Origin of the sequence: Pseudoalteromonas sp. DY56-GL22 (assembly GCF_041414715.1) — a bacterium.
GTDB classification, from domain to species: domain Bacteria; phylum Pseudomonadota; class Gammaproteobacteria; order Enterobacterales; family Alteromonadaceae; genus Pseudoalteromonas; species Pseudoalteromonas simplex.
The window spans coordinates 223,100-246,536 of record NZ_JANHZR010000005.1 but is presented as its reverse complement, the minus strand read 5'-3'; the positions used below and the strand labels follow the sequence as shown (position 1 = coordinate 246,536).

Below are 23,437 nucleotides of genomic sequence, written 5' to 3'. Positions count from 1 at the left end.
CAATGATAGATGAAACATTTGTGGATCTATCGCGATTGCAGTTTGCAATCACTGCCCTCTTTCACTTCCTATTTGTTCCCCTTACTTTAGGTATGACGTGGATTTTGGTGATCATGGAATCCGTTTACGTGATGACTGGTCGCGAAATTTATCGTGATATGACTAAATTCTGGGGTAAGTTATTTGGTATTAACTTTGCGATTGGTGTGGCGACAGGTCTAACCATGGAGTTTGAGTTTGGTACCAACTGGTCTTACTACTCTCACTACGTGGGCGATATTTTTGGCGCACCGCTAGCGATTGAAGGCTTAATGGCATTCTTTTTAGAGTCAACCTTTGTCGGTATGTTCTTTTTAGGTTGGGAGCGACTAACAAAACGTCAGCATTTAGCTGCAACTTTCCTTATGGCTCTAGGTACTAACCTATCAGCTTTATGGATTTTGATTGCCAATGGTTGGATGCAAAACCCTGTAGGGGCTGAGTTTAATTATCAAACCATGCGCATGGAAATGACCAGCTTTGCTGAACTGGTATTCAATCCCGTCGCACAAGTTAAGTTTATTCATACCGTTTCGGCAGGGTATGTTGCAGCATCTATGTTTGTACTGGGCATTAGTAGCTGGTACATCCTAAAAGGTCGCGATCTTGCTTTTGCTAAACGCTCGTTTTCGGTTGCTTCTGGGTTTGGTTTAGCGTCTATCCTTTGTGTTATTTTACTTGGTGATGAATCTGGCTACGAAGTTGGCGAGGTACAAAAAGTTAAACTCGCAACCATTGAAGCTGAGTGGCACACCGAAGAAGCCCCTGCTGCATTCACTCTGGTCGGTATTCCTGATTCAGAAGAGCAAGTCACCCACGCTGCTGTTAAAATACCTTATGCACTGGGCATCATTGCTACTCGCTCTATTGATGAACAGGTAACGGGTATTAAAGATCTAGAAAAGCAACACGAAGTACGAATTCGTAATGGCATGGTTGCATACGAATACTTAGAGAAGCTTCGAGGTGGTGAAGACACTCCAGAAAACATTGCAAAATTCGATAGCTTAAAAGACGACCTTGGCTATGGTTTACTACTAAAACGCTATACGCCTAACGTGGTAGATGCCACAGAAGAGCACATTCAAAAAGCAGTGAAAGATTCGTTCCCTAAAGTTGGTCCTATGTTTTGGTCCTTCAGAATTATGGTCGGTTGCGGTGTGATCATGCTTGGCGTATTCGTGCTTGCATTTTATTACAACGCGCACCGCATTATTGAGCAAAAACGCTGGTTATTATGGGCTGCGGTATGGAGTATTCCACTGCCGTGGATTGCCATTGAATTTGGTTGGATTGTTGCTGAATATGGCCGCCAACCATGGGCTATTTCAGAGATTCTACCAACCTTCTTGGCAACCTCATCTCTGACGGTAAACGATTTACTTATCAGCATTACTGGCTTCATTATCTTTTACACAGGACTTGCTGCTGTAGAAGGCTGGTTAATGCTGCGCTTTATTAAACAAGGTCCAAGCTCGCTTCATACTGGTAAATATCACCATGAACTTGCTAAAGCAGATTCACTTGCAAGCCAAGGAGCTCAGTCATGATTTTTGATTACGAAACATTAAAACTAATCTGGTGGCTGTTAATTGGTGTATTACTGATTGGCTTTGCAGTGACCGATGGCATGGACATGGGTGTGGCAATTTTGCTTCGCCTAGTTGGTAAAACCGATGTGGAGCGCCGTACTGTAATTAACACCATAGGTGCTCACTGGGATGGTAACCAAGTTTGGTTCATCACCGCTGGGGGTGCACTGTTTGCTGCTTGGCCTATGGTATACGCGGCCGCGTTCTCTGGCTTTTACTTTGCTATGATGCTGGTGTTATTTGCGTTATTTTTCAGACCGCTTGGTTTTGATTACCGCTCAAAAATAGACTCACCACGTTGGCGAAACAACTGGGATTGGGGCTTATTTGCAGGCAGCTTTATCCCTGCTTTAGTATTTGGTGTGGCATTTGGTAACTTATTACTGGGCGTGCCTTATCATATCGACGACCTACTGCGTGTTAGTTATCAAGGTTCATTCTTTGCGTTATTAAACCCATTTGCCATTGTTGTAGGCTTAGTAAGCGTACTAATGCTGGTTGGTCATGCAGGCATGTGGCTACAACTTCGTACGGATGCAGAGGTTGCAAAACGCTCAGCACAATACGGTCAATATGCGCTGATGGCGTTTATTGTGTTGTTTGCCTTGGCAGGTGTGTGGGTATCGCAAATTGACGGTTATAAAATCGTTAGCATGGGCGATACTCAAGGCTTTGCAAACCCGCTTGGTAAAACAGTCACGCAGGCACCAGGTGCATGGCTTGATAACTATACAAAAATGCCATTAACCATGCTGTTCCCTGCCCTTGCATTCGTGATGGCGGCACTGGCGATTGTGTTATCTAAATTACAAAAACCGGCAATGGCATTGGCAGCGTCAAGCCTAATGCTTGCAGGCGTAATTTTAACTGCGGGTATGTCAATGTTCCCGTTCGTTATGCCTTCGAGTAACAACCCAAATATTAGTTTAACTATGTGGGATGCGGTTTCGAGCCATATGACTCTCAACGTGATGTTTATTGCAGCGGTTATTTTTGTACCACTTATCCTTATTTACACAACGTGGTGCTATGTGAAGATGTGGCGCAAAGTAACCATCAGTGAAATCGAAAACAACACGCACGGTAGCTACTAAGGAGATTTAATTATGTGGTATTTTGCCTGGATTTTAGGTGTTCTATTAGCCTGTACCCTTGGGGTGATCAACGTAATGTGGTACGAATTTCACCAACATAAAGATTCGATTGCTGATGATGAGCTAGAGCTTTACGCGAGACTCAAAAACACCGATGACAACTAAACCCCGACCAAATCGCGCGCAGCAACAAACGCTGCGCGCTTTTTTAAAGCAATATAGTCAGTCCGCTTCAGGGCTTCTTAAATTAAGCATTAGTTTGGGCACACTCAACGCCCTATTAATGATTGCCTCTTGTTATCTTCTTGCAAACGCGGCTCATCAAGTCATGTTTGAACAAGCAAACTTGCAAGCCGTAAGCCCATTATTATGGCCGCTGGCTGGGCTAATTTTAGTTCGTGCTTTGTTGGTTGCCCTAAGTGAACGCGTAAGTAACCGCGCCGCGTTAAAAATAAAAAACGTGATGCGAAATACATTGCTAGAAAAGCTCAGCAAACTTGGGCCAGCCTACAGTGAACAAAAAGGTCATGGCGCAACACTTAACACCTTACATAATGGGGTTGAAGCACTGCATCAATATTACGCTAATTACATTCCAAGTGTGGCTTACAGTGCGCTTATTCCACTAGCGATATTAGTGGTGATTTTTCCAACCGATTACAAAGCAGGCCTCATATTCCTTTTAACTGCCCCGCTGATCCCCTTTTTTATGATTTTAGTGGGTCATAAAGCGGAGCAGTTAAACCAAGACCGCTGGCAACAGCTAGCGGTACTTGGCAATTACTTTTTTGACCGATTACAAGGCTTGACTCAACTCAAGCTCTTTAATGCAACCAAGCGTGAGCTAAATAGCATCAGTCAGATTTCTGATGATTACCGTGGTGCTACTATGGGGGTATTGAAAGTCGCCTTTTTATCGTCTTTCGCCCTTGAGTTTTTAGCCACCATTAGTGTCGCCCTTGTTGCCGTTATCATTGGCTTTAGATTATTTTTTGGTACGCTCGATTTTGCCACTGGATTTGTGGTGTTGCTACTGGCCCCTGAGTTTTACTTACCACTTCGACAAATGGGCACTCATTATCATGCAAAACTCGAAGGGATCAGCGCCGCTGCTGATATGGTCGACATTATCAATCAAAGCGACGCTGATGAACATTTGGGTACATCTAAACTTGAGTTACCGATAAAAGATCTACAGCTGAATGCGCTTACCTTTCATTACCCAGAAACAAACGAAGGGGTAACTGATATCAACTTAGCCCTGCCAAGCACAGGCTTAATTGCCTTTGTGGGTGAAAGTGGCTCGGGTAAAAGTACCTTGTTTGATTGCCTATTGGGTTTTCATCATCAGGCCAATAGTGCCATTAGCATTAACGGGCAACCACTTAGTGATACTGCATTAGCTGATTGGCAAGCACAGCTGGCGTGGATCCCACAGCAAGCCACGTTATTTTATCGGACCGTTGCAGAGAACCTGCGTTTAGCTAAACCCAATGCAAGCCAAACAGAACTCGATGAAGCAGCAAGTAAAGCTGGAGCACTTGAGTTTATTACTGCCTTACCTGATGGCTTTGATAGCTTGCTAGGTGAACAAGGCGAAGGCCTCTCTGGTGGGCAAAAGCAGCGCATAGCCCTTGCCCGTGCATTTTTGAAGAATGCCCCAGTGCTGATGTTAGATGAGCCTACCGCTCACTTAGACAGCCAAACCGAGCATTTAATCAACCAAGCAATCCGCGATTATGCAAAAGATCACTTAGTGCTGGTTATTGCTCACCGACTGAATACGGTTAAACACGCCGATAATATTTACGTTCTGCAACAAGGTCACATTGTTGAATCTGGTCAGTACCAGCAACTGACTGAGCAAGCTGGCCTATTTGCTAAACTGGTGAGTCAAGGTGACGCCCATGCATAACTTTATACGTCTATTAAAACTGTGCAAACCTCATACTGGCATGTTGCTTTTAGGGGCTTTTTTAGCAAGCTTAACGGTACTCGCTAATGTGGGCTTGCTCGCTATATCTGGGTGGTTTTTAGCAGCCATGGCAGCGGCGGGCATTGCGGGTGTGCAGATGAATTACTTTACCCCAGCTGGAGTGATCCGCTTTTTAGCTATCGTGCGCACAGCGTCTCGTTACGGTGAGCGGATGATAACTCATAATGCTACCTTTTTATTACTGAGCGAAATTCGCGTAAACATGTTCAAGACTCTGAGCCAACTGAACAATGTTGACTTAGCAATGAGTCGTAGTAGCGATTTATTTAACCGGCTACAGAATGATGTAGATGCGCTGGATAAATTCTACCTCAATGTACTGCTGCCGATTATTGTCGCCTTGATCAGCATTCCTATAGTAATGGCCTTCATGGCCATGTATAACGCTGAGGTTGCATTAGTTTGCTTTACTTCACTGATGATTATTGGCGTGCTGCTTCCCGCATTGTTAAGCCATAAGCTTCATCAACAAGCGGATACAGAAACCCAGCTCTCAGCCGAGTTAAGATCTGAACTTGCCGATACACTATCAGGTGCCAGAGAGCTTGCTGTCTATCAAGCACACGCGGCGCAATTAGCGCATTGTGACTCACTCAGTAAACAATACAACAACCAGCTCTATAATCACCACAAAGCCGTGGCAAACAGTAATGGTTTAAGCACTTTGGTGATCCAACTCACCATGCTGGCCAGTGTCTTTATGATAATTCCACTGGTTGCAATGGGGAGTATGAAAAACGTTGAACTGGCGATGCTCGCGTTATTTGTATTAGCAAGCTTTGAAACCGTGCTCACCCTGCCTACGGCATTTATTGAATTGCCGCTTACTTTAAGTGCCGCAAAGCGACTGTTTGATCTTGAAGATAAACACAACAGCTTAGCCGAAAAGCCAAACAACTTAGATGATCAGCTAGCAAACCAATTAGCTGACAAATCAGGGCTTGGTCTTGAGCTAAGCGAGGTCAATTACCAATACTTGGGGGCAAAAAGTAAAGCCCTTAGCAATATCAATTTTGCGATTACACCCGGCAGTAAAGTTGCCCTAGTCGGTGCCAGTGGCAGTGGCAAAACCACTCTAGTTAACTTACTCACGGGCCTTTGGCCGCTGCAATCAGGCTCATTAAAGCTCACCACCAAGCAAGATAACTTTGAACTTGAAAGCTTGAGCACTGCAACACGCTTTAAGCAGCTAACGATAGTTGCCCAGCAGCATCATATTTTTGATGGCACGCTACGTGAAAATCTTCGTTATGCAGCTTTTGATGCGACAGATGAGATGCTAATTGAAGCCTGTGAAAACGCTGAACTTGGCTCTTGGCTTAAGAACTTAAAAGCCGGCCTTAATACCCGCTTAGGAACCGCAGGCAGAAAGCTTTCTCATGGTCAGTCACGTCGTATTGCCATAGCTCAAGCCCTATTAAGGCAAGGTAATTTAATCATTCTTGATGAGCCAACAGAGAGTCTAGATAACCACACTAAGCAAAACTTGCTGACTACACTTGAGAAAATATGGGCAGATAAAACCATGTTGACCATTACCCACGACCCAGCAATGCTAAGTCGTGTTGATAAGGTTATTTGGTTAGAACAAGGACAAGTAAGAGCCTTTGCAAGTCATGCTGAATTGATGGCTAATGAAGCCGACTACGTAGAGCTTATTACCCGTTTTTAATCGAGCTGCTCAACAGTAACGTCAATCACACCTTGCTTGACTGAGGCAATTTGTGAAAACGCCTTTTTTGATAAATCGATAATACGACCGCGGATAAATGGGCCGCGGTCATTAATGGTAACAATCACACTTTTATTGTTACTAATATTGGTGACCCTCACTCTGCTGCCAAAGCCAAGCGTTTGATGAGCCGCGCTCCATGCCTGTTGATTAAACACCTCACCACTTGCTGTCATTCGGCCATGATATTTATCAGCGTAATAACTGGCTTTGCCTTTTTCTATTGCTCCTTTAGATACCGAAGGCGCACTACTACAACCACTTATTATTAAGCTTAACAATGCAAAGATGATGAGTTTATTCATATTACTAGATCCTTTTTTGTCGTGAAGATAACAAGCACTGACTTAGCAAAACCTGAACTATAAAAACAAAAAAGCCACCTTACGGTGGCTTTTAGTAATTAGCTTTTGATTAGCGAATAATTCCGCGCTCAGAGCTTTTCACGAAGTCTATCATCAACTGAACAGCTGGATACTTCGCAGCATCTTCACTTAGCTCAGCGATTGCTTCTTCAACACCTAAACTCTTACGGTAAAGCGTTTTATATGCACGGCGTGTTGCCATGATTTCATCGCTTTCAAAACCACGGCGTTTCATGCCTTCAGTATTGATTGCTACAGGGCCTGCCGGCGTGCCAATGGTCGTTACAAATGGTGGCACATCTTTATTAACACCTGAGTACATACCAACAAAGGCATGTGAACCAATTTTACAGAACTGGTGAACACCTGAATTACCAGCAAGGATCACCCAGTCACCTACGTGTACGTGGCCAGCAACAGAGGCATTATTAGCAAAAATAACGTTATCACCCACTACTGCATCATGCGCAACGTGTGTGTAAGCCATAAATAAGTTGTTGCTACCAATTTTTGTTACACCTTGGTCTTGAATCGTACCACGGTGAATGGTCGCACACTCACGGATCACGTTGTTGTCACCAATGATCAAGGTTGTAGGCTCATTCGCGTACTTTTTGTCTTGGCACGCTTCACCGACCGAAGCAAATTGGAAAATATGGTTACCAGAACCAATCGTCGATGGGCCTTTTACAACCACATGAGATTCGATGATACAGTTATCACCAATAGTTACATCGTTACCGATGTAGCTATAAGGGCCAACTGATACGTTATTTCCAAGTTTTGCACCTGGTTCGATTATCGCCGTAGGATGGATCACTATTAAAACTCTCTTCTCGCACACATGATTTCGGCAGTACACACTACTTTGCCGTCAACTTTTGCTTCTGCTGCAAACTTCCATATATTGCGGCGCTCTTTTAAAAACTCTACATGTAAATGCATAGTATCGCCAGGTAATACTGGCTGTTTAAATCGCGCATTATCAATCGCAGCGAATAAATATAGTTCGTTATCGCTACGATTTTCAACTGTCTTAAAGCCAAGTAAGCCAGTTGCTTGGGCCATTGCTTCTAAAATCAACACACCTGGAAAGATAGGTTGATTAGGAAAATGACCCGTAAAAATAGGTTCGTTCACTGTTACATTTTTAATCGCATGTAACGACTCGCCTGGCGTGTAATCTAGAACACGGTCAACAAGTAGCATCGGGTAACGATGCGGAAGTAAACTTAAAATATCTTGGATATCAAGACTATTTAATTCATTTGCCAAAATAGCATCCTTATTTGTCTTCAATATTGAGTGACTTAGTCAGTGACTCAAGAGCTTTAATGCGGTCTTTCATATCGCCAAGATTGCGGATGTGGGCAATACTTCGGCGCCATTCTTTGTTAGTTTGATGAGGTAATCCTGATGAATAGATTCCAGGCTCTGTGATTGCTTTCGTCACCATACTCATGCCGGTGATTATAGCACCATCGCATACGCTAAGGTGACCATTAATTGCAACCATACCACCAATCTGACAATTCCTACCGATCTCGACGCTTCCGGCAAAAACCGTGCAACCGGCAACCGCTGTGCCTGAGCCGATCTCGACATTATGCGCTATTTGACATTGATTATCGATAATTACATTACTATGGATGATCGTATCGTCTAATGCACCACGGTCAATCGTAGTAGACGCGCCTACCTCAACCTTATCACCGATGATTACTCGGCCAAGTTGCGGTATTTTCACCCATTCCCCACGCTCATTAGCGTAACCAAAACCATCGCTGCCCACGACTGTATTCGCTTGGAATAAACAGTCGCTGCCAATCTCAACTTCATGGTAAATGCTTACATTTGCCCAAAGCTTAGTGCTTTGACCAATTTTTGCATGCTCACCAATGAAACAGTTTGGACCAATCTGCACATTGTCAGCAATAACAGCACCCGCTTCAATCACCACATTGGCGGCGATCGCGACATTATTACCAATCGAAGCTGAATCATGAATGACTGCACTAGGGTGAATACCCGTCACTGCTGAGCGCGGTGTGGTGTCCATTAGCTGAGCAAGCTTGGCGTAACAAACATAAGGGTTAGCAACAATGAGCTTATTACCCGAAAAGTACTCAGCGTCTGCTGATGATAAAATCACCGCACTTGCTTGAGTATCATCTAATTGCGAGCGATATTTCTTGTTCGCTAAAAATGCAATATGCCCATGTTGGGCATTTGCAAGTGTAGATATTTTTTTAATCTCTGTAGCGCCGTCACCTTGAAGGTCAGCGCCCAGAAGATCCGCTATCTGCGAAAGCGTGTAGTTTTGCATATATGATTTCTATTGCTTACTTACTTTTTCAACAACTTTGCTTGATAAGTCATCGACAGTTTTAGGGTTAACATAAATCGTTGTTTCTTTAACTTTAACTTCATCGAATTTGCCAGCTTTCGCTACTTCTTCGATTGCATCTAAGATTAGCTTTTGAACTTTAGCTAGCTCTTGGTTTTGACGCATTTTGATTTCTTGCTCTAAAGGACGACCTTTTTCAGCAAGTTGCTGCTGCATACCTTGAATCTTAGTACGTAATTCTTCTTTTTGCTTGTCGCTCATAGTTGTCGCTTCACGCTTGAACTTTTCAGCTTCAAAACGAATATCACCTTGAAGTTTTTCTAGTTCTTGACGACGCTCAGAGAATTCAGCTTCTAAAGTTTGCTCTACTTTCGCCATTTGTGGGATTTGTTTGTAGATTTCTTGCATATCAACAATACCTACTTTGTGGGCAAATGCGTTAGTAGATAGGCCCATAGATAAAGTAGCAAGTAGTGCAAAAGCTGTTGATTTAATTGATTTATTCACGAAAAAACTCCTTTAGAATGTATTACTAATATTAAAGCTGATGGTCTTCGTATCGTCATCTTCTTCTTTTTGCAATGGATACGCAAAACTGATCAGCATTGGACCCATCGGAGAGATCCATTGTAGAGAAAGACCGGTTGAAACCCTAAAGCGCATCGGATCTGCATAATCATCCAATTTAGCACGCTCATCTGTTGACAGGTTTTGATAACGGTCAATATTAAACTCTGTATCCCATACGTTTGCTGCATCTACGAAGAAGCTGGTACGTACAGAGCTAGTGTTTTCTTCATCTAAGAAAGGTGTTGGAACAATAAGCTCCATCCCTGCGACCGCTTTGGCGTTACCACCAATTCGGCCTGCTGTGTAAAGCTGGTCAAACTCTGATGCACCACCAATGCTACCTGTTGTCGTACCATCAGGTAATGGTGTACCAGGAATGCTTTGCGGAACACGTGATACAGCACGTGGTAAAATCGTATTACGGTCAAAGCCACGTAGTTCCATTTCAGTAATTCTGAAGAACTCTTGGAATGGCAGTGTTTGGTCATAACCATTGGTTGTACCATAGCCATTACCATAACCAAGTGCCGCACGCGTTGAGAACACCCAGCGGTGGTCATTACTGATTGGCCAGTAGAAACGCGAATCATAATTTAGCTTAAAGTACTGTAAATCAGAGTTTGGCGTTGTCGCAGTTAAGTTAAGAGATTGACGCGAACCTGCTGTTGGGAATAAACCACGGTTTACAGTAACGCGTGACCAACCTGCACTTAGCTCGTACTTAGTAAAGTCAAAACCTGCATCTGGGTTATCTGGATCTAAGAAGGTTTCACGAATAACACGTGTTTGCTCGTACTCAGCAATATCTGACAGTTCTTCTTGTACCCAACGAACACCAAAGTTAATACGGTTTACTGCATCGATTGGGAAACCAATGTTAGTACCAATACCATAGCTCTTCGATTTATAGTCGATTAGGCTAAACTTACTCGCATCGTAGTTACTGTAGAAAATGCTACTACCTTGCGATACACCATCAGGCGTAAAGTAAGGGTCAGTATAAGACACACTAATACGCTCAGAACCACGTGAGGTATTGATGTTGAAACCAATTTGGTTACCGGTCCCTAAGAAGTTTGATTCACTGACACCAATGTTAAATTGCAGACCTAAGTAAGAACCATAGGCAAGGCCTGCGTTAAAGCTACCTGCAGATTGTTCTTTCACAGTAAAATCTACATCAACTTGGTCATCTACACCTGGTACTGGCACCACATTAAAATCAACGCTTTCCATGTAGGGTAAACGCTGAATTTGCAGTTTAGAGCGCTCAAGGCTTTGATTGGACAACCACGCACCTTCAAGCTGTGTCATTTCACGGCGCACTACTTCATCAGAGGTATTTTGGTTACCACCCACAATGATACGACGAACATAAACACGCTTACCCGGATTAACCGATAGCGTTAATTGAACTTCTTTATTTTCATCATCAATTTCTGGGATGGTACGCACTTCAGCATTAGCATAACCAAAACGCGCTAAGTAGCTTTTGATGAACTCTTCTGAAGAGGTCACAACAGAGCCATTATAAAGCTCACCTGTTTTCAGCGGGATAACACTTCTGATGAGTTCTTCACGGCCTAACAAGTCACCAATAAAGTCAAAGCCTTTCACTTTGTATTTAACGCCTTCGGTGATATTTGCTGTTACATAAACAGAGTCACGCTCAGGGCTTACAGATACTTGTGTCGAATCGATATTAAAGCGCAGGTAACCACGGTCTAGGTAGTAACTGCGAATTTTCTCTAAATCGCCTTCAATGGTTTGCTTTTGATAACGGTCGCTCGACATGAACTTCCACCACGGCAAATCTTGCTGTGACTCAGCTAATTTAAGTAGCTCTTCATCAGAGAAAAGTTCGTTACCAACGAGGTTGATTTGACGAATTGATGCAGCATCACCTTCATCAAATTCAAATAATAGTTTTACACGGTTTCGAGGTAACTTTGTGATACTAACTTCCACCTTTGCATTGTACTTACCAATACTGTGGAAGAATTCAACTAGACCTTTTTCAATGTTATCAAGAACTGTTTTATCAAGCGGCTCACCAGTACGGATATCCTGCTGGTCTAGCGACTCATTTAGCTGCTCATCTTTGATATCTTTATTGCCATCAAATTCGATCATACTGATCGTTGGGCGCTCAGTCACTCGGAAGATAACACTGTTGCCATCACGTAATGCTTTAATATTGTCAAAGTGACCAGAACGATAGAGAGCCTTTATGGTTCTTGAAATTGTGTACTCATCAATATTATCGCCCACATTGATCGGAATATGCGTTAACGCAGCACCCAGTGCAACACGCTGTAAACCTTCAACTTTTAAATCTTCTACAATAAAGGAGTTTTGGCCTAGGGCTGCAAAGCTAGCGCCTAATAAACTTGAAACTGCCAAATGTTTTTTTATAGCCATTTTGTTATCTTTATCCTTTACAACTGTATTACCGCTCAACACCTTATTAAATAAACTTTTGGTGTTTTACAATCGTGTTCAAATTGGAATTTTTCGCTTACTTGTTATAAACGCGATACATCATTGAACAAAGCGAAACATGTTAAAAACAGAAGCAGCAAGGCCCCCACTTTAAAACCAAATTCTTGCGTCTTTTCAGAGACCGGCTTTTTGCGAAAAAGTTCAATTATGTAATACATTAAGTGCCCACCATCTAGCACTGGCAGCGGTAATAAGTTAAATACGCCAAGGTTTACACTAATTAATGCTAAAAAGCTTAAAAATGCAACCAAGCCATAGCTTACGCTAGTTCCCGCGCCAACTGCAATGCCCACCGGGCCACTTAAATTTTTAACCGACACCTGACCGGTAATTAAATTACCAATCATGTCAAAACTAAGGGTAATTAAACGCCATGTTTCTTGTATGCCCAGCACAATACTATCGACGGGGCCATAATGTCTAGTTTCAATATAGTTTTCTGGCCATGGCTCGACCACCGGAGACACGCCTAAAAATCCTTGAGCAACGCCTGCATCATTGGTTCTGCTTTGTGGCGTTACCGTCAGTTCTTTTATACTATCTTGCCTTTGTACACTAAATTGTAAGGATTTGTTAGGTGATTGCTGAATTAATGAAACTAACTTGCTCCAACTGCTGATATTTTCACCATTTACAGCAAGTATTTTGTCGTTAACCTGTAAACCTGCAGCTTCTGCCGCCGAGCCTTTACTGATCATGGCCACTTCTAAAAGTGCTTTAGGGCGAAACGGTACAATACCTATCGAGGTTAATGGTGGTACGTCTTGTTGATCTAATTTCCAACCATCTAAATTAAGAGTACGCACATGTTTTTGATAATTTTGATCACGAAGCGTTACCACAACACTTTGCTCACCTAAGCGACTCATAAGCGAGAATGTGGCATCTTGCCAAGTGTTAATGTCGTCTTCACCAATTTTAATAATTTGCTGGTTTGGCTCAATCTTAGCAGCAGCGGCACGGCTGCCTTGAGTTACCTCACCCACCACAGGTTTTAATGACTGCACCCCCACCATATACATCACAGCAAGTGCAAAAATAGCGAATAAAAAGTTTGCCATCGGGCCTGCAGCCACAATCGCAATACGTGCTTTTACTGATTTAGCATTAAATGATAAATGACGCTGCTCTGGCGGCACTTCGTCAACACGCTCATCAAGCATTTTGACATAACCACCTAGTGGGATTGCAGCAATCACATATTCGGTTTGCTGTTTGTCGTGCCACTTGATCAACGGCTTACCAAAGCCAATTGAAAAACGTAGCACTTTCACGCCCGCTTTTCGCGCAACCCAGAAATGACCATATTCATGCACAGTCACTAAAATACCTAGGGCGAGAATAAATGAGCCAAGATTCCAGAAAAAATCAAACATGCTAATTGATGCCTCTTTTTACAAACTCAGTCGCTTTTACACGTGCAGCTTGGTCGCAAGCTAAAATCTCGTCGAGAGTTTGCACGTTGATGTTTTGCGTTGCGTTGAGCGTTTCAGCGTTAATTCGATAAATATCTGTAAAGCCGATTTGACCATTTAAAAAGGCAGCAACGGCAATTTCATTCGCCGCATTTACTGTGGTGGTTGCACCTTGCCCCATTTCACACGCATCAATGGCAAGTTTTAAATTAGGGTAACGGGCATAATCTGGTTTAGTGAAAGTAAAATCTGCCATTTGTGAAAAATCGAGCGGTTTTACACCCGCATCGACACGCTCAGGAAAAGCTAAAGCATGAGCAATTGGTGTGCGCATATCTGGATTGCCCATTTGCGCAAGCACTGAGCCATCTTGATATTGCACCATAGAGTGAATAATACTTTGTGGGTGGATCACCACTTCAATATCACTGGCACAGCAGTTAAACAGCCACTTGGCTTCTATAAATTCTAGGCCTTTATTCATCATAGTCGCTGAATCAACAGAAATCTTTTGTCCCATTGACCAGTTTGGATGTGCCACTGCCTCAGCAACAGTCACTGATGGTAATGTCGCTAAATCACGCTTTAAGAAAGGACCGCCAGAACCTGTAAGCAAGATTTTGCTTACACCATTATCAGCAAGTAGGCCTGATGCATTCTGTAATGATGCTGGCATACATTGGAAAATCGCATTATGTTCGCTGTCGATAGGCAGTAAAGTGGCGCCATGTTGTTTTACTTTATCAATAAACAACTGACCCGACATAACTAGCGACTCTTTATTCGCTAGCAACACTTTTTTGCCAGCTTCAACTGCACTTAAAGTCGGTAACAGACCTGCTGCACCTACTATCGCCGACATCACTGCATCAACATCTGTATGTGCAGCAAGTTCACTCATCGCATCAACACCTGCTAGAACTTGTGTGTTACACGAGCTATTTGCAAGTAAATTTGATAGCGCACTAGCGGCTTGTTGATCAGCCATTACAGCAAACTTAGGCTGATGTGCGATACACAACTCTGCCATTTGCTCGGCATTTTTACCCGCCGCTAATGCAAAAACCGCAAAGCGCTCCGGGTTTCTAGAAACAACATCTAAGGTGCTTAAACCGATTGAACCAGTTGCGCCCAGTACGACAAGTTGCTCTACTTTGCTCATAAACTCAGTGTCCATGCGTAGCAAAGTACAAAAATTGGCGCAGCTGCAGTTAAGCTATCGATACGGTCTAAAATACCGCCATGACCTGGTAAACATGAACCGCTGTCTTTCAAGCCGACTTCACGTTTGAACATACTTTCGAGTAAATCGCCTACGGCTGAGAATAACGCGATAAATGCAGTCATCACGGCATAGATTGGCCAAACACTCATATCAACATTAGTGAAATGGCAAAATGCTAAAACAAAAACAACCGAAGCCACTACACCACCTAATAAACCTTCAATCGTTTTATTAGGACTTACCTTTGGCATTAGTTTACGTTTACCTAAGTTCTTACCAGTAAAGTAAGCGCCAATATCTGCGCTCCACACAATACCAAGTACAACTAAAATTAACATTGAACCAAAGTGAGTAGATTCGCCATACCCTGCGCTACGTAGTGTATTTAGTGCAAGCCAAAGTGGCACTAGCGTTAAAAAGCCTGCAATGGCACGCATTACAATGCCTTCATTCCAAGCCTTTGCCATAGCTGGGTAGCGCCAAACTAAATAAGTTGCCACAATCCACCATGCAAATGACAAGGTAAATAGGTAGTTTGCATCACCCACTAATTGACCATTTTGCCAAAGTGATTCAATGGGCCAATGCCAGTTGAGTAATGCTAAAAATGCAGCCGTTGCGGCTACAAATCCAAAGCGTTTAACTTTATCGCATAGGCCCATAAATGCAGACCATTCCCACGCACCGAGCAAAACAATACCAGCGGCGATATAACTAAATAGTGTTAATGGGGTATAAAAAACCAAAATAAGTGCAAGTGGTGCCAACACGAGCGAGGTTAAAATTCGTTGTTTTAGCAATGTGTGTACCTTCAACTAGTAATTAGGTCTCGGCGAGTAATTGTTTTATTTGTTCGCCTGTACAACCAAATCGTCGCTCTCTGGCAACGTAACATGCGATAGCGTCAGCAAATGCAGCTTCATTGAAGTCTGGCCAAAGCGTATCGGTAAAGTAAAGCTCAGCATAAGCCGCTTGCCATAAAAGGAAGTTACTGATGCGTAAATCTCCACCGGTGCGGATCATTAAATCAAGCTCACCTTGGTCGGCCATACTCATTTGTTCAGCCATTAGCTCTTCAGTAATATCTTCTGCGGCCATTTCACCGGCTGCGACCTTTTTTGCAAGCGTTGTTGCGGCGTAAGTAATATCCCAACGTCCACCATAATTAGCTGCCACGTTTAACTGTAGACCCGTATTATTACGAGTTAATTCATGGGCTGCATCAACTTTATTGCGCAAACCTTCTGAAAAGCGTGATAAATCACCAATTATGTTTAGCTTTACATTATTTTTATGAAGTTTTTTAACTTCTTTGCCCAGTACAAATAAAAATAGCTCCATGAGCGTATTTACTTCGTCTTCTGGACGTCGCCAATTTTCGCTACTAAATGCGAATAGTGTTAACGACTGTATACCTAAGCGAGTACAAAATTGCACTGATTGACGAACCGCATCAACGCCCTTTTTGTGCCCATAAACACGTGGGCGATTTTTCGCTTGTGCCCAACGTCCGTTGCCATCCATGATTATAGCGACATGCTTAGGCAAACTTTGCTGGGAAATTTTATCAGCGTTAAGAACCATAAATATCGAGTATTCCATAAAAAAACGCCGTCTAGTATACCCTAGACGGCGTTTCAAAACTAATAAATTTAGTTACGCCTGTTTACTTACAGAATCAGTGTCTGAAAGATAAACAGCAGCGATTAGATTTCCATTAACTCAGCTTCTTTTGCAGCTAGTTGTGCGTCCATCTCTTTGATGAACTTATCAGTAAGCTTTTGGATCTCGTCTTCTGCTTGACGTGCTTCATCTTCAGAAATATCTTTTTCTTTCAATAAGCTCTTAATGTCGCCATTTGCGTCACGACGGATGTTACGTACAGCAACACGACCGCTTTCAACTTCACCACGTACGATTTTGATAAGGTCTTTACGACGCTCTTCTGTAAGTGGAGGAAGTGGAACACGAATAACAGTACCTGCAGACATTGGGTTTAAACCTAAATCTGAAGCCATGATCGCTTTTTCTACTGCTTGCGCTAGTGACTTATCAAACACGCTAATTGCAAGTGTACGAGAGTCTTCAATTGTTACGTTAGCAACTTGGTTTAATGGCGTGTCAGCACCGTAGTAAGACACTTGAATACCGTCAAGTAATGCTGGGTGCGCACGGCCTGTGCGAATTTTAGATAATTGACTGCCTAGTGCCGCAACACTTTTTTGCATACGTTCTGACGCATCTTTTTTGATATCGTTAATCACGGTTCAATCCTAATCTATTTGCTAGTTTCATCTGAGGCTTGTGAAGAGATAAGCGTTCCTTCATCTTCGCCCATAATAACACGCTTAAGCGCGCCTGATTTATTCATGTTAAATACGCTTAATGGCATGTTGTGGTCACGCGCCAGCGTAAATGCAGCTAAATCCATAACCTTAAGCTCTTTATCAATGATTTCATTGTAGCTTAAGTGGCGATATAGTGTAGCGTCTGGGTTTTTCACTGGGTCATCAGAGTAAACGCCATCCACTTTAGTCGCTTTGATTACAGTATCTGCTTCAATTTCAATACCACGCAAACACGCTGCTGAGTCAGTCGTGAAGAATGGGTTACCTGTACCCGCTGAGAAAATTACAACGCGGCCAGATTTTAATAGGCTGATAGCTTCTGCCCAGTTGTAAGCATCACACACACCGTTCAGTGGGATAGCAGACATTAAACGACAATTTACAAATGCACGGTGCAGTGCATCACGCATTGCCAAACCATTCATTACAGTCGCAAGCATACCCATGTGGTCGCCAACTACGCGGTTCATACCCGCTTCTGCTAATGAACCACCACGCAAGAAGTTACCGCCACCGATAACTAAACCTACTTCTACGTCGAGCTCTACAAGTTCTTTAATTTCTTGAGCCATACGGTCAAGTACTTTTGGGTCGATGCCGAAGCCTTCGTCTCCCATTAATGCTTCACCGCTAAGTTTAAGAAGAACACGTCTAAAAATAGGTTTACGATTGATAGTCATAATATTTGGGCCAGCCTTAGTAATGAGATAAAAAATAACCGCGCTATGGTTACACATAAAACGCGGTTATTTTAAAGAATTTTCATCAGTGACGCAAAAGCTAATAGCAGATTAATTTCATCTTATTGCCCTACGTCACTAAGTTAGAAAATTACTCGCCTTTTGCAGCAGCGATTTGTGCAGCTACTTCAGCAGCGAAGTCTTCTTCTTTACGCTCGATACCTTCACCAACTTCTAAACGGATGAAGTTAGTAACAGTTGCGCCTTTCTCTTTAAGAATTTCGCCAACTGATTTTTTAGGTTCCATGATGAAAGCTTGACCAGTAAGAGAGATCTCACCAGTGAATTTCTTCATACGACCGATAACCATTTTCTCAGCGATTTCAGCAGGCTTGCCTTCGTTCATCGCGATATCGATTTGAACTGCTTTTTCTTTTTCAACAACGTCAGCTGGTACGTCTTCTGGGTTTACGAACTCAGGCTTAGACGCAGCTACGTGCATAGCAACTTGCTTAAGTGTTTCTTCGTCAGCTTCACCAACTACAACAACACCGATACGGTCGCCGTGGCGGTAAGAAGAAAGCTTGTCACCGTCGATGTACTCAACGCGACGAACGTTGATGTTTTCACCGATTTTAGCAACTAGCGCAACACGAGTTTCTTCGAATTGTGCTTTAAGTGCTTCGATGTCTGCTTTAGATTCTGCAGCAGCGTCAAGAACTTGGTTAGCGAAACCAAGGAAGTTAGCGTCTTTAGCAACGAAGTCAGTTTGACAGTTAACTTCAAGAAGTGCAGCGAAACCGTTACCTTCTTTGATTAAGATTGTACCTTCAGCAGCAATGTTACCTGCTTTTTTAGCAGCCTTTGCAGCACCGCTCTTACGCATGTTTTCGATCGCTAACTCGATGTCACCGTTAGTTTCAGTTAACGCTTTTTTACAATCCATCATGCCAGCGCCAGTACGCTCGCGTAATTCTTTAACTAGGGCAGCAGTTACAGCCATTAGAATATCCTCAATTGAATTCTGTTATAGGGAAGCGGTATAGGCCGCTTAACAAGAATAACAAGTCTTCATCTTAATTAGATGAAGACTTGATGACAGCTAATTACTCAGCTTCTACGAAGTCGTCTTTCTCAGCTTGAGCAACGATGTTGTTCTCACGACCTTCAGTGATCGCAGCTGATACAGCGCCAGTGTAAAGTTGGATAGCACGGATCGCATCGTCGTTACCAGGTACGATGTAATCAACACCGTCTGGGTTAGAGTTAGTATCAACGATAGCAACAACTGGGATACCTAGGTTGTTAGCTTCACGGATAGCGATGTGCTCGTGGTCTGCATCGATAACGAAAAGCGCGTCTGGAAGACCGCCCATGTCTTTGATACCACCAAGGCTCTTTTCAAGCTTTTCCATTTCACGAGTAAGCATTAACGCTTCTTTCTTAGTTAATTTCTCGAAAGTACCGTCTTGGCTTTGCGCTTCAAGGTCTTTAAGACGCTTGATTGATTGACGAACTGTTTTCCAGTTAGTCAACATACCACCTAACCAACGGTGGTTTACGTAGAACTGCTCGCTTTGAAGAGCGGCTTCTTTAACTGCTTCGCTTGCTGCGCGCTTAGTACCAACGAAAAGTACTTTACCTTTGTTAGAAGCTGCGTTCGATAAGAACTTAAGTGCTTCGTTGAACATTGGTACAGTTTGCTCTAGGTTGATGATATGAACACGGTTACGAGCGCCGAAGATGAAAGGCTTCATCTTAGGGTTCCAGTAACGTGCCTGGTGACCAAAGTGAACACCAGCTTGAAGCATATCGCGCATTGAAACGTTTGCCATTTGTATAATCCTCTATAATTTAGGGTTAGGCCTCCACATATCCCATAGCACCAACACCGTAGTTAATTTGTAACTTAAGTGCACCCAAGTGTATGTGACGATACGTGTGTGTGTTAAAATAAAATTGTGTTTGCCTTAAATACAAAAAATCAGTTAAGAATTTATTTGTAAAAAGACGGCGCGCTTTATACCATATTAAAATTGAAAACTCAACGTCTAGTGCAAAATTTGTGCACTAAAAAATGACCTGAAAAACAACTTTGGAGCCTCAATGAGTGCTGTGATCAAGACCCCTGAAGAAATCGAAAAAATGCGTGTTGCCGGGCGCTTAGCCGCCGAGGTACTAGAAATGATAGAACCGCATGTGGTGCCAGGTGTAACCACAGATGAACTAAATACAATTTGTCATGATTATATTGTTAATGTTCAAGATGCTATTCCAGCACCGCTTAATTATCACGGTTTCCCAAAATCAATTTGCACCTCAGTGAACCATGTAATTTGTCACGGTATTCCAAATGACAAACCACTTAAAGAAGGCGATAGCGTCAATATCGACGTGACTGTGATCAAAGATGGCTATCACGGTGATACATCTAAGATGTTCCACGTTGGTACACCTAACATTCAAGGCAAGCGTCTTGCAGATATCACCCAAGAAAGCCTATACCTTGCAATTAAAATGGTAAAACCAGGCGTACGCTTAGGTGATATTGGTGCTGCAATTCAAAAATACGCAGAAGGCTTTAGCTATTCAATCGTACGTGAATACTGTGGCCACGGCATTGGTGCTGAGTTCCACGAAGAACCTCAAGTAATGCACTACGGTAAACCAGGTACTGGCGAAGTATTAAAAGCAGGTATGTGCTTAACAATCGAGCCTATGGTTAATGCTGGTAAACGCCAATGTAAACTACTTAAAGACAACTGGACTGTCGTAACAAAAGACCGTTCATTGTCTGCACAGTGGGAACATACACTGTTAGTGACTGAAAATGGTGTTGAAATTTTAACGCTCCGATCAGATGATACTATTGACAGGATCATCGAACACTAGGAGCCAGCCCCAGTGGCATTACCCAATAAAGTAAAAAAGTTGCTCAGCCAAGCTGAGCAACTTAGCGATTATCGCGACTGTTCTAGTTATTTTTATAAATGGCTACAGAACGAATTCTCAAAACAACCCGTTAGCAACTTAATTAATGCCCGCGCTGAGTTTATCGACCGCTTATTAATTAAACTGTTTCACGATTACGACCTCGCTCACGAAAGTGATCTTGCCCTAATTGCTGTGGGTGGTTATGGTCGTGGCGAACTACACCCCTATTCCGATATCGACTTTATGTTGCTAGTAAGCGAGCAGCCAAGTGAAGCCGTCTGCGAGAAAATTGGCCAGTTCGTTACCATGCTTTGGGATCTTAATTTAGAAATTGGTCACAGCGTTCGCACTATAGAACAAGCATTAGAACAAAAACGCGAAGATGTGACATTTGCCACCAGCTTACTCGAAAGCCGATTAATTTTCGGTAACCATATCGAATTCGAAAAATTAAAAAATCATCTAATAGATACGCCTATTTGGCGCTCAGACGAATTCTTTTTAGCCAAAGTACAAGAACAAAGCTTACGCCATAAAAAATGCCATGGTACAGCTTATAACCTTGAACCTAACATCAAAGAAAACCCAGGTGGCCTGCGCGACTTACAGACCATTATTTGGGTTGCTAAAAAGCACTTTAGAGCCGAAACATTACAAGAACTTATAAATCACGGCTATCTTACTCACGAAGAATACCAAGAACTGTCTGAATGTTTAGAAAACCTTTGGAACATTCGTTTTGCGCTACACATCGCTGCGGGTCGCTCTGAAAACCGCTTATTGTTCGATCATCAACCTCATGCCGCAGAAATTCTAGGCTTTGGTAGTGACGGTAAAGCCTCGGTCGAGCGCATGATGAAACGCTTATTTAGGATCATGAGCCGCGTACGTGAGCTTAACCAAATGCTGCTTTCATACTTTGAGCAAAGCATTTTACCGGGTGCCGGTGAGTTACCTGTGATTGAGCTTGACCGTAACTTTGAGCGTATTGGCCATCAAATTCGTGTTAAGAATCCATCGGTGTTCTTCCGCCGTGATCAGCTATTTGTGTTGTTCGAGCATATTGCTGATAACCCAGAGATCACCCATATTTACCCAAGTACCATACGTACAATGCGCCAAGTTCGCCGTCGTTTATTGGGGGATTTACAAGACTACGCCGCCTGCCGCGAAGCATTTTTGCGTTTAATCAAACACCCTAACGGTATGGGCCGCGCATTTACGCTGATGCATAAGCACGGCATTATTGCTGCCTACTTACCACAGTGGCGTAATATTTTTGGGCAAATGCAGTTTGATTTATTCCATGCCTACACCGTGGATGAACATACTCATAAACTCATCAACAATATTTATAAATACTTTGATAAATCAAAAGTCAGCGAATTTCCGTTATGTAGTGAAATTGTCACTCGCATGGATAAGCCTGAATTACTTTATTTAGCCGGTATTTTCCATGATATTGCTAAAGGCCGTGGTGGCGATCACTCTGAGCTTGGCTCAGTTGATGCAATCGCGTTTGCTAAACTACACCGCTTCCCAGCCTCAGATGGCAAGCTTATTTCGTGGTTAGTGGCTAATCACTTACTTATGTCGGTTACAGCACAGCGCAAAGATATTAATGACCCAGATGTGATTAAAGACTTTGCAAGTAAAGTGAAAAATGAGCGCCAGCTTGATTACTTGTACTGCTTAACGTTAGCCGATATTCGCGCAACTAACGATAACCTATGGAACGATTGGAAAAATACCCTACTACGTGAGCTGTATTTACACACCCAGCGAGCGCTTCGTTTAGGGCTTGAAAACCCAATGGACCAACGTGACCAAATACGTGATAAAAAACAGCAAGCCAAACAGCGCTTACTGAACCACGGTTGTAACGAAGATCAAATCGACTTAATTTGGAGTCGCTTTAAAGCCAATTACTTTACCGCTTTTAGTGAGCAACAGATTTCGTGGCACACAGAGCACCTACTAAGCTGTGACGATTTAAGCCAGCCTAGCGTTGCCGTGTCTAACACCGCAATGCATGGTGGTACACAAGTATTTGCTTATAGCCCTTACTCGGGCAGTTTATTCTCACGTTTAGTTAGTGTGATTGGTTCGAAAAAAGCGCAAATTCAACATGCGCAGGTACTGACCACAAAAGATGGCTACGTGCTATTTAGCTTTGTTATTTTAGAGGTCAATGGTGACCCGATTGCGAGTAACCGTTCGCAAGGCATTAAACGTGCTTTAGATCTTGCAATTAGCGACCCGAAAAAGAAAATTCGCCTTAAAAAGAATCGCTCTCAGCGCTTCAAAGACTTTAATATCAAACCAAAAATTGTGCTTAGACCGCATGCCCGTAAAGACCGCAGCTTAATTGAAATTCAAGCGGTGGATATTCCGGGTCTATTAACAAAAATTGCGGAAGTATTTCAAGCGCACTTATTACATATTCATGCCGCACGGATCACCACAGTTGGTGAACGTGCAGAAGATTTCTTCGTGGTATCAAATAACGAATACCAAGCATTAACAGACGAAGAACAGGCTAAAATTCATCAAGCATTGCGTAAAAAACTCAACGCAGAAACCGAATAAGAGGATCTT

General features: G+C 42.9%; 21 protein-coding genes. 7 read left to right on the top strand and 14 right to left on the bottom strand.

The genetic code is table 11. From position 1 onward, the window contains the following. Positions 1-2: 2 nt before the first annotated feature. Genes NO991_RS13315 through cydC form a run of 5 tightly spaced genes read left to right on the top strand, consistent with a single transcriptional unit; the run spans position 3 to position 6,393 of the window. Positions 3-1,589, top strand: coding sequence for a cytochrome ubiquinol oxidase subunit I (locus tag NO991_RS13315; protein ID WP_054553106.1), 1,587 nt, complete (start codon positions 3-5; stop codon positions 1,587-1,589). Next, positions 1,586-2,725 carry a cytochrome d ubiquinol oxidase subunit II gene (gene cydB / locus NO991_RS13310; protein WP_138617138.1) on the top strand — a complete coding sequence of 380 codons (1,140 nt, stop codon included), beginning with the start codon at positions 1,586-1,588 and terminating at the stop codon, positions 2,723-2,725. Before NO991_RS13315 ends, cydB begins: the two co-directional genes overlap by 4 nt. 12 nt (positions 2,726-2,737) lie before the next feature. Then, a complete protein-coding gene (gene cydX / locus NO991_RS13305; protein ID WP_054553108.1) occupies positions 2,738-2,890 on the top strand; it encodes a cytochrome bd-I oxidase subunit CydX in 153 nt (50 codons plus the stop codon). After that, complete coding sequence (gene cydD / locus NO991_RS13300; protein ID WP_300358897.1) at positions 2,880-4,640, top strand: thiol reductant ABC exporter subunit CydD; 1,761 nt, start codon at positions 2,880-2,882, stop codon at positions 4,638-4,640. Before cydX ends, cydD begins: the two co-directional genes overlap by 11 nt. Next, positions 4,633-6,393, top strand: a complete 1,761-nt coding sequence (cydC, locus tag NO991_RS13295; RefSeq protein ID WP_300358894.1) for a thiol reductant ABC exporter subunit CydC — start codon at positions 4,633-4,635, stop codon at positions 6,391-6,393. Before cydD ends, cydC begins: the two co-directional genes overlap by 8 nt. Here the strand turns inward: cydC and NO991_RS13290 are convergent. The 14 genes from NO991_RS13290 to rpsB all read right to left on the bottom strand — a co-directional run bounded on the left by NO991_RS13290 (position 6,390) and on the right by rpsB (position 19,740). After that, positions 6,390-6,758 (bottom strand): septal ring lytic transglycosylase RlpA family protein, encoded by a 369-nt coding sequence (locus NO991_RS13290; RefSeq protein WP_054553111.1) that lies wholly within the window; start codon positions 6,756-6,758, stop codon positions 6,390-6,392. The two genes, cydC and NO991_RS13290, sit on opposite strands and share 4 nt — an antisense overlap. A 109-nt stretch (positions 6,759-6,867) precedes the next feature. After that, positions 6,868-7,638, bottom strand: a complete 771-nt coding sequence (gene lpxA / locus NO991_RS13285) for an acyl-ACP--UDP-N-acetylglucosamine O-acyltransferase (RefSeq protein WP_054553112.1) — start codon at positions 7,636-7,638, stop codon at positions 6,868-6,870. A 2-nt stretch (positions 7,639-7,640) separates the two neighbouring features. After that, complete coding sequence (fabZ, locus tag NO991_RS13280; RefSeq protein ID WP_054553113.1) at positions 7,641-8,093, bottom strand: 3-hydroxyacyl-ACP dehydratase FabZ; 453 nt, start codon at positions 8,091-8,093, stop codon at positions 7,641-7,643. A 10-nt stretch (positions 8,094-8,103) separates the two neighbouring features. Beyond that, a complete protein-coding gene (gene lpxD / locus NO991_RS13275) occupies positions 8,104-9,144 on the bottom strand; it encodes a UDP-3-O-(3-hydroxymyristoyl)glucosamine N-acyltransferase (protein ID WP_054553114.1) in 1,041 nt (346 codons plus the stop codon). A gap of 9 nt (positions 9,145-9,153) precedes the next feature. Next, a complete protein-coding gene (locus NO991_RS13270; RefSeq protein ID WP_054553115.1) occupies positions 9,154-9,672 on the bottom strand; it encodes an OmpH family outer membrane protein in 519 nt (172 codons plus the stop codon). Between the two features lie 12 nt (positions 9,673-9,684). Next, the gene (gene bamA, locus NO991_RS13265) at positions 9,685-12,156 is read right to left on the bottom strand and encodes an outer membrane protein assembly factor BamA (RefSeq protein WP_166341552.1); all 2,472 of its coding nucleotides are present in this window, start codon (positions 12,154-12,156) and stop codon (positions 9,685-9,687) included. A 104-nt stretch (positions 12,157-12,260) separates the two neighbouring features. Further along, entirely contained in the window at positions 12,261-13,613 is a 1,353-nt protein-coding gene (gene rseP / locus NO991_RS13260) for a sigma E protease regulator RseP (protein ID WP_300420398.1), read from the bottom strand. 1 nt (position 13,614) lies between these two features. Then, positions 13,615-14,814, bottom strand: coding sequence for a 1-deoxy-D-xylulose-5-phosphate reductoisomerase (ispC, locus tag NO991_RS13255; protein ID WP_371352117.1), 1,200 nt, complete (start codon positions 14,812-14,814; stop codon positions 13,615-13,617). Next, entirely contained in the window at positions 14,811-15,677 is an 867-nt protein-coding gene (locus NO991_RS13250; protein ID WP_054553119.1) for a phosphatidate cytidylyltransferase, read from the bottom strand. The genes ispC and NO991_RS13250 overlap by 4 nt, the downstream gene beginning before the upstream one ends. 22 nt (positions 15,678-15,699) lie before the next feature. Further along, positions 15,700-16,479 carry an isoprenyl transferase gene (locus NO991_RS13245; RefSeq protein WP_371352116.1) on the bottom strand — a complete coding sequence of 260 codons (780 nt, stop codon included), beginning with the start codon at positions 16,477-16,479 and terminating at the stop codon, positions 15,700-15,702. Positions 16,480-16,583: 104 nt separating this feature from the next. Further along, positions 16,584-17,141, bottom strand: a complete 558-nt coding sequence (gene frr / locus NO991_RS13240) for a ribosome recycling factor (RefSeq protein WP_054553121.1) — start codon at positions 17,139-17,141, stop codon at positions 16,584-16,586. A gap of 14 nt (positions 17,142-17,155) precedes the next feature. After that, positions 17,156-17,905: a UMP kinase gene (pyrH, locus tag NO991_RS13235; RefSeq protein WP_054553317.1), complete on the bottom strand. Its 750-nt coding sequence runs from the start codon at positions 17,903-17,905 to the stop codon at positions 17,156-17,158. Positions 17,906-18,056: 151 nt separating this feature from the next. Further along, positions 18,057-18,908, bottom strand: coding sequence for a translation elongation factor Ts (gene tsf / locus NO991_RS13230; RefSeq protein ID WP_138599316.1), 852 nt, complete (start codon positions 18,906-18,908; stop codon positions 18,057-18,059). 103 nt (positions 18,909-19,011) lie between these two features. Next, positions 19,012-19,740, bottom strand: a complete 729-nt coding sequence (gene rpsB / locus NO991_RS13225) for a 30S ribosomal protein S2 (protein WP_054553123.1) — start codon at positions 19,738-19,740, stop codon at positions 19,012-19,014. Positions 19,741-19,987: 247 nt separating this feature from the next. On the opposite strand from rpsB, the gene map reads away from it, so the two are divergent. Next, positions 19,988-20,797, top strand: coding sequence for a type I methionyl aminopeptidase (gene map, locus NO991_RS13220; protein WP_268842776.1), 810 nt, complete (start codon positions 19,988-19,990; stop codon positions 20,795-20,797). Between the two features lie 12 nt (positions 20,798-20,809). Then, positions 20,810-23,428: a [protein-PII] uridylyltransferase gene (glnD, locus tag NO991_RS13215; RefSeq protein WP_062566881.1), complete on the top strand. Its 2,619-nt coding sequence runs from the start codon at positions 20,810-20,812 to the stop codon at positions 23,426-23,428. Positions 23,429-23,437 lie beyond the last annotated feature (9 nt).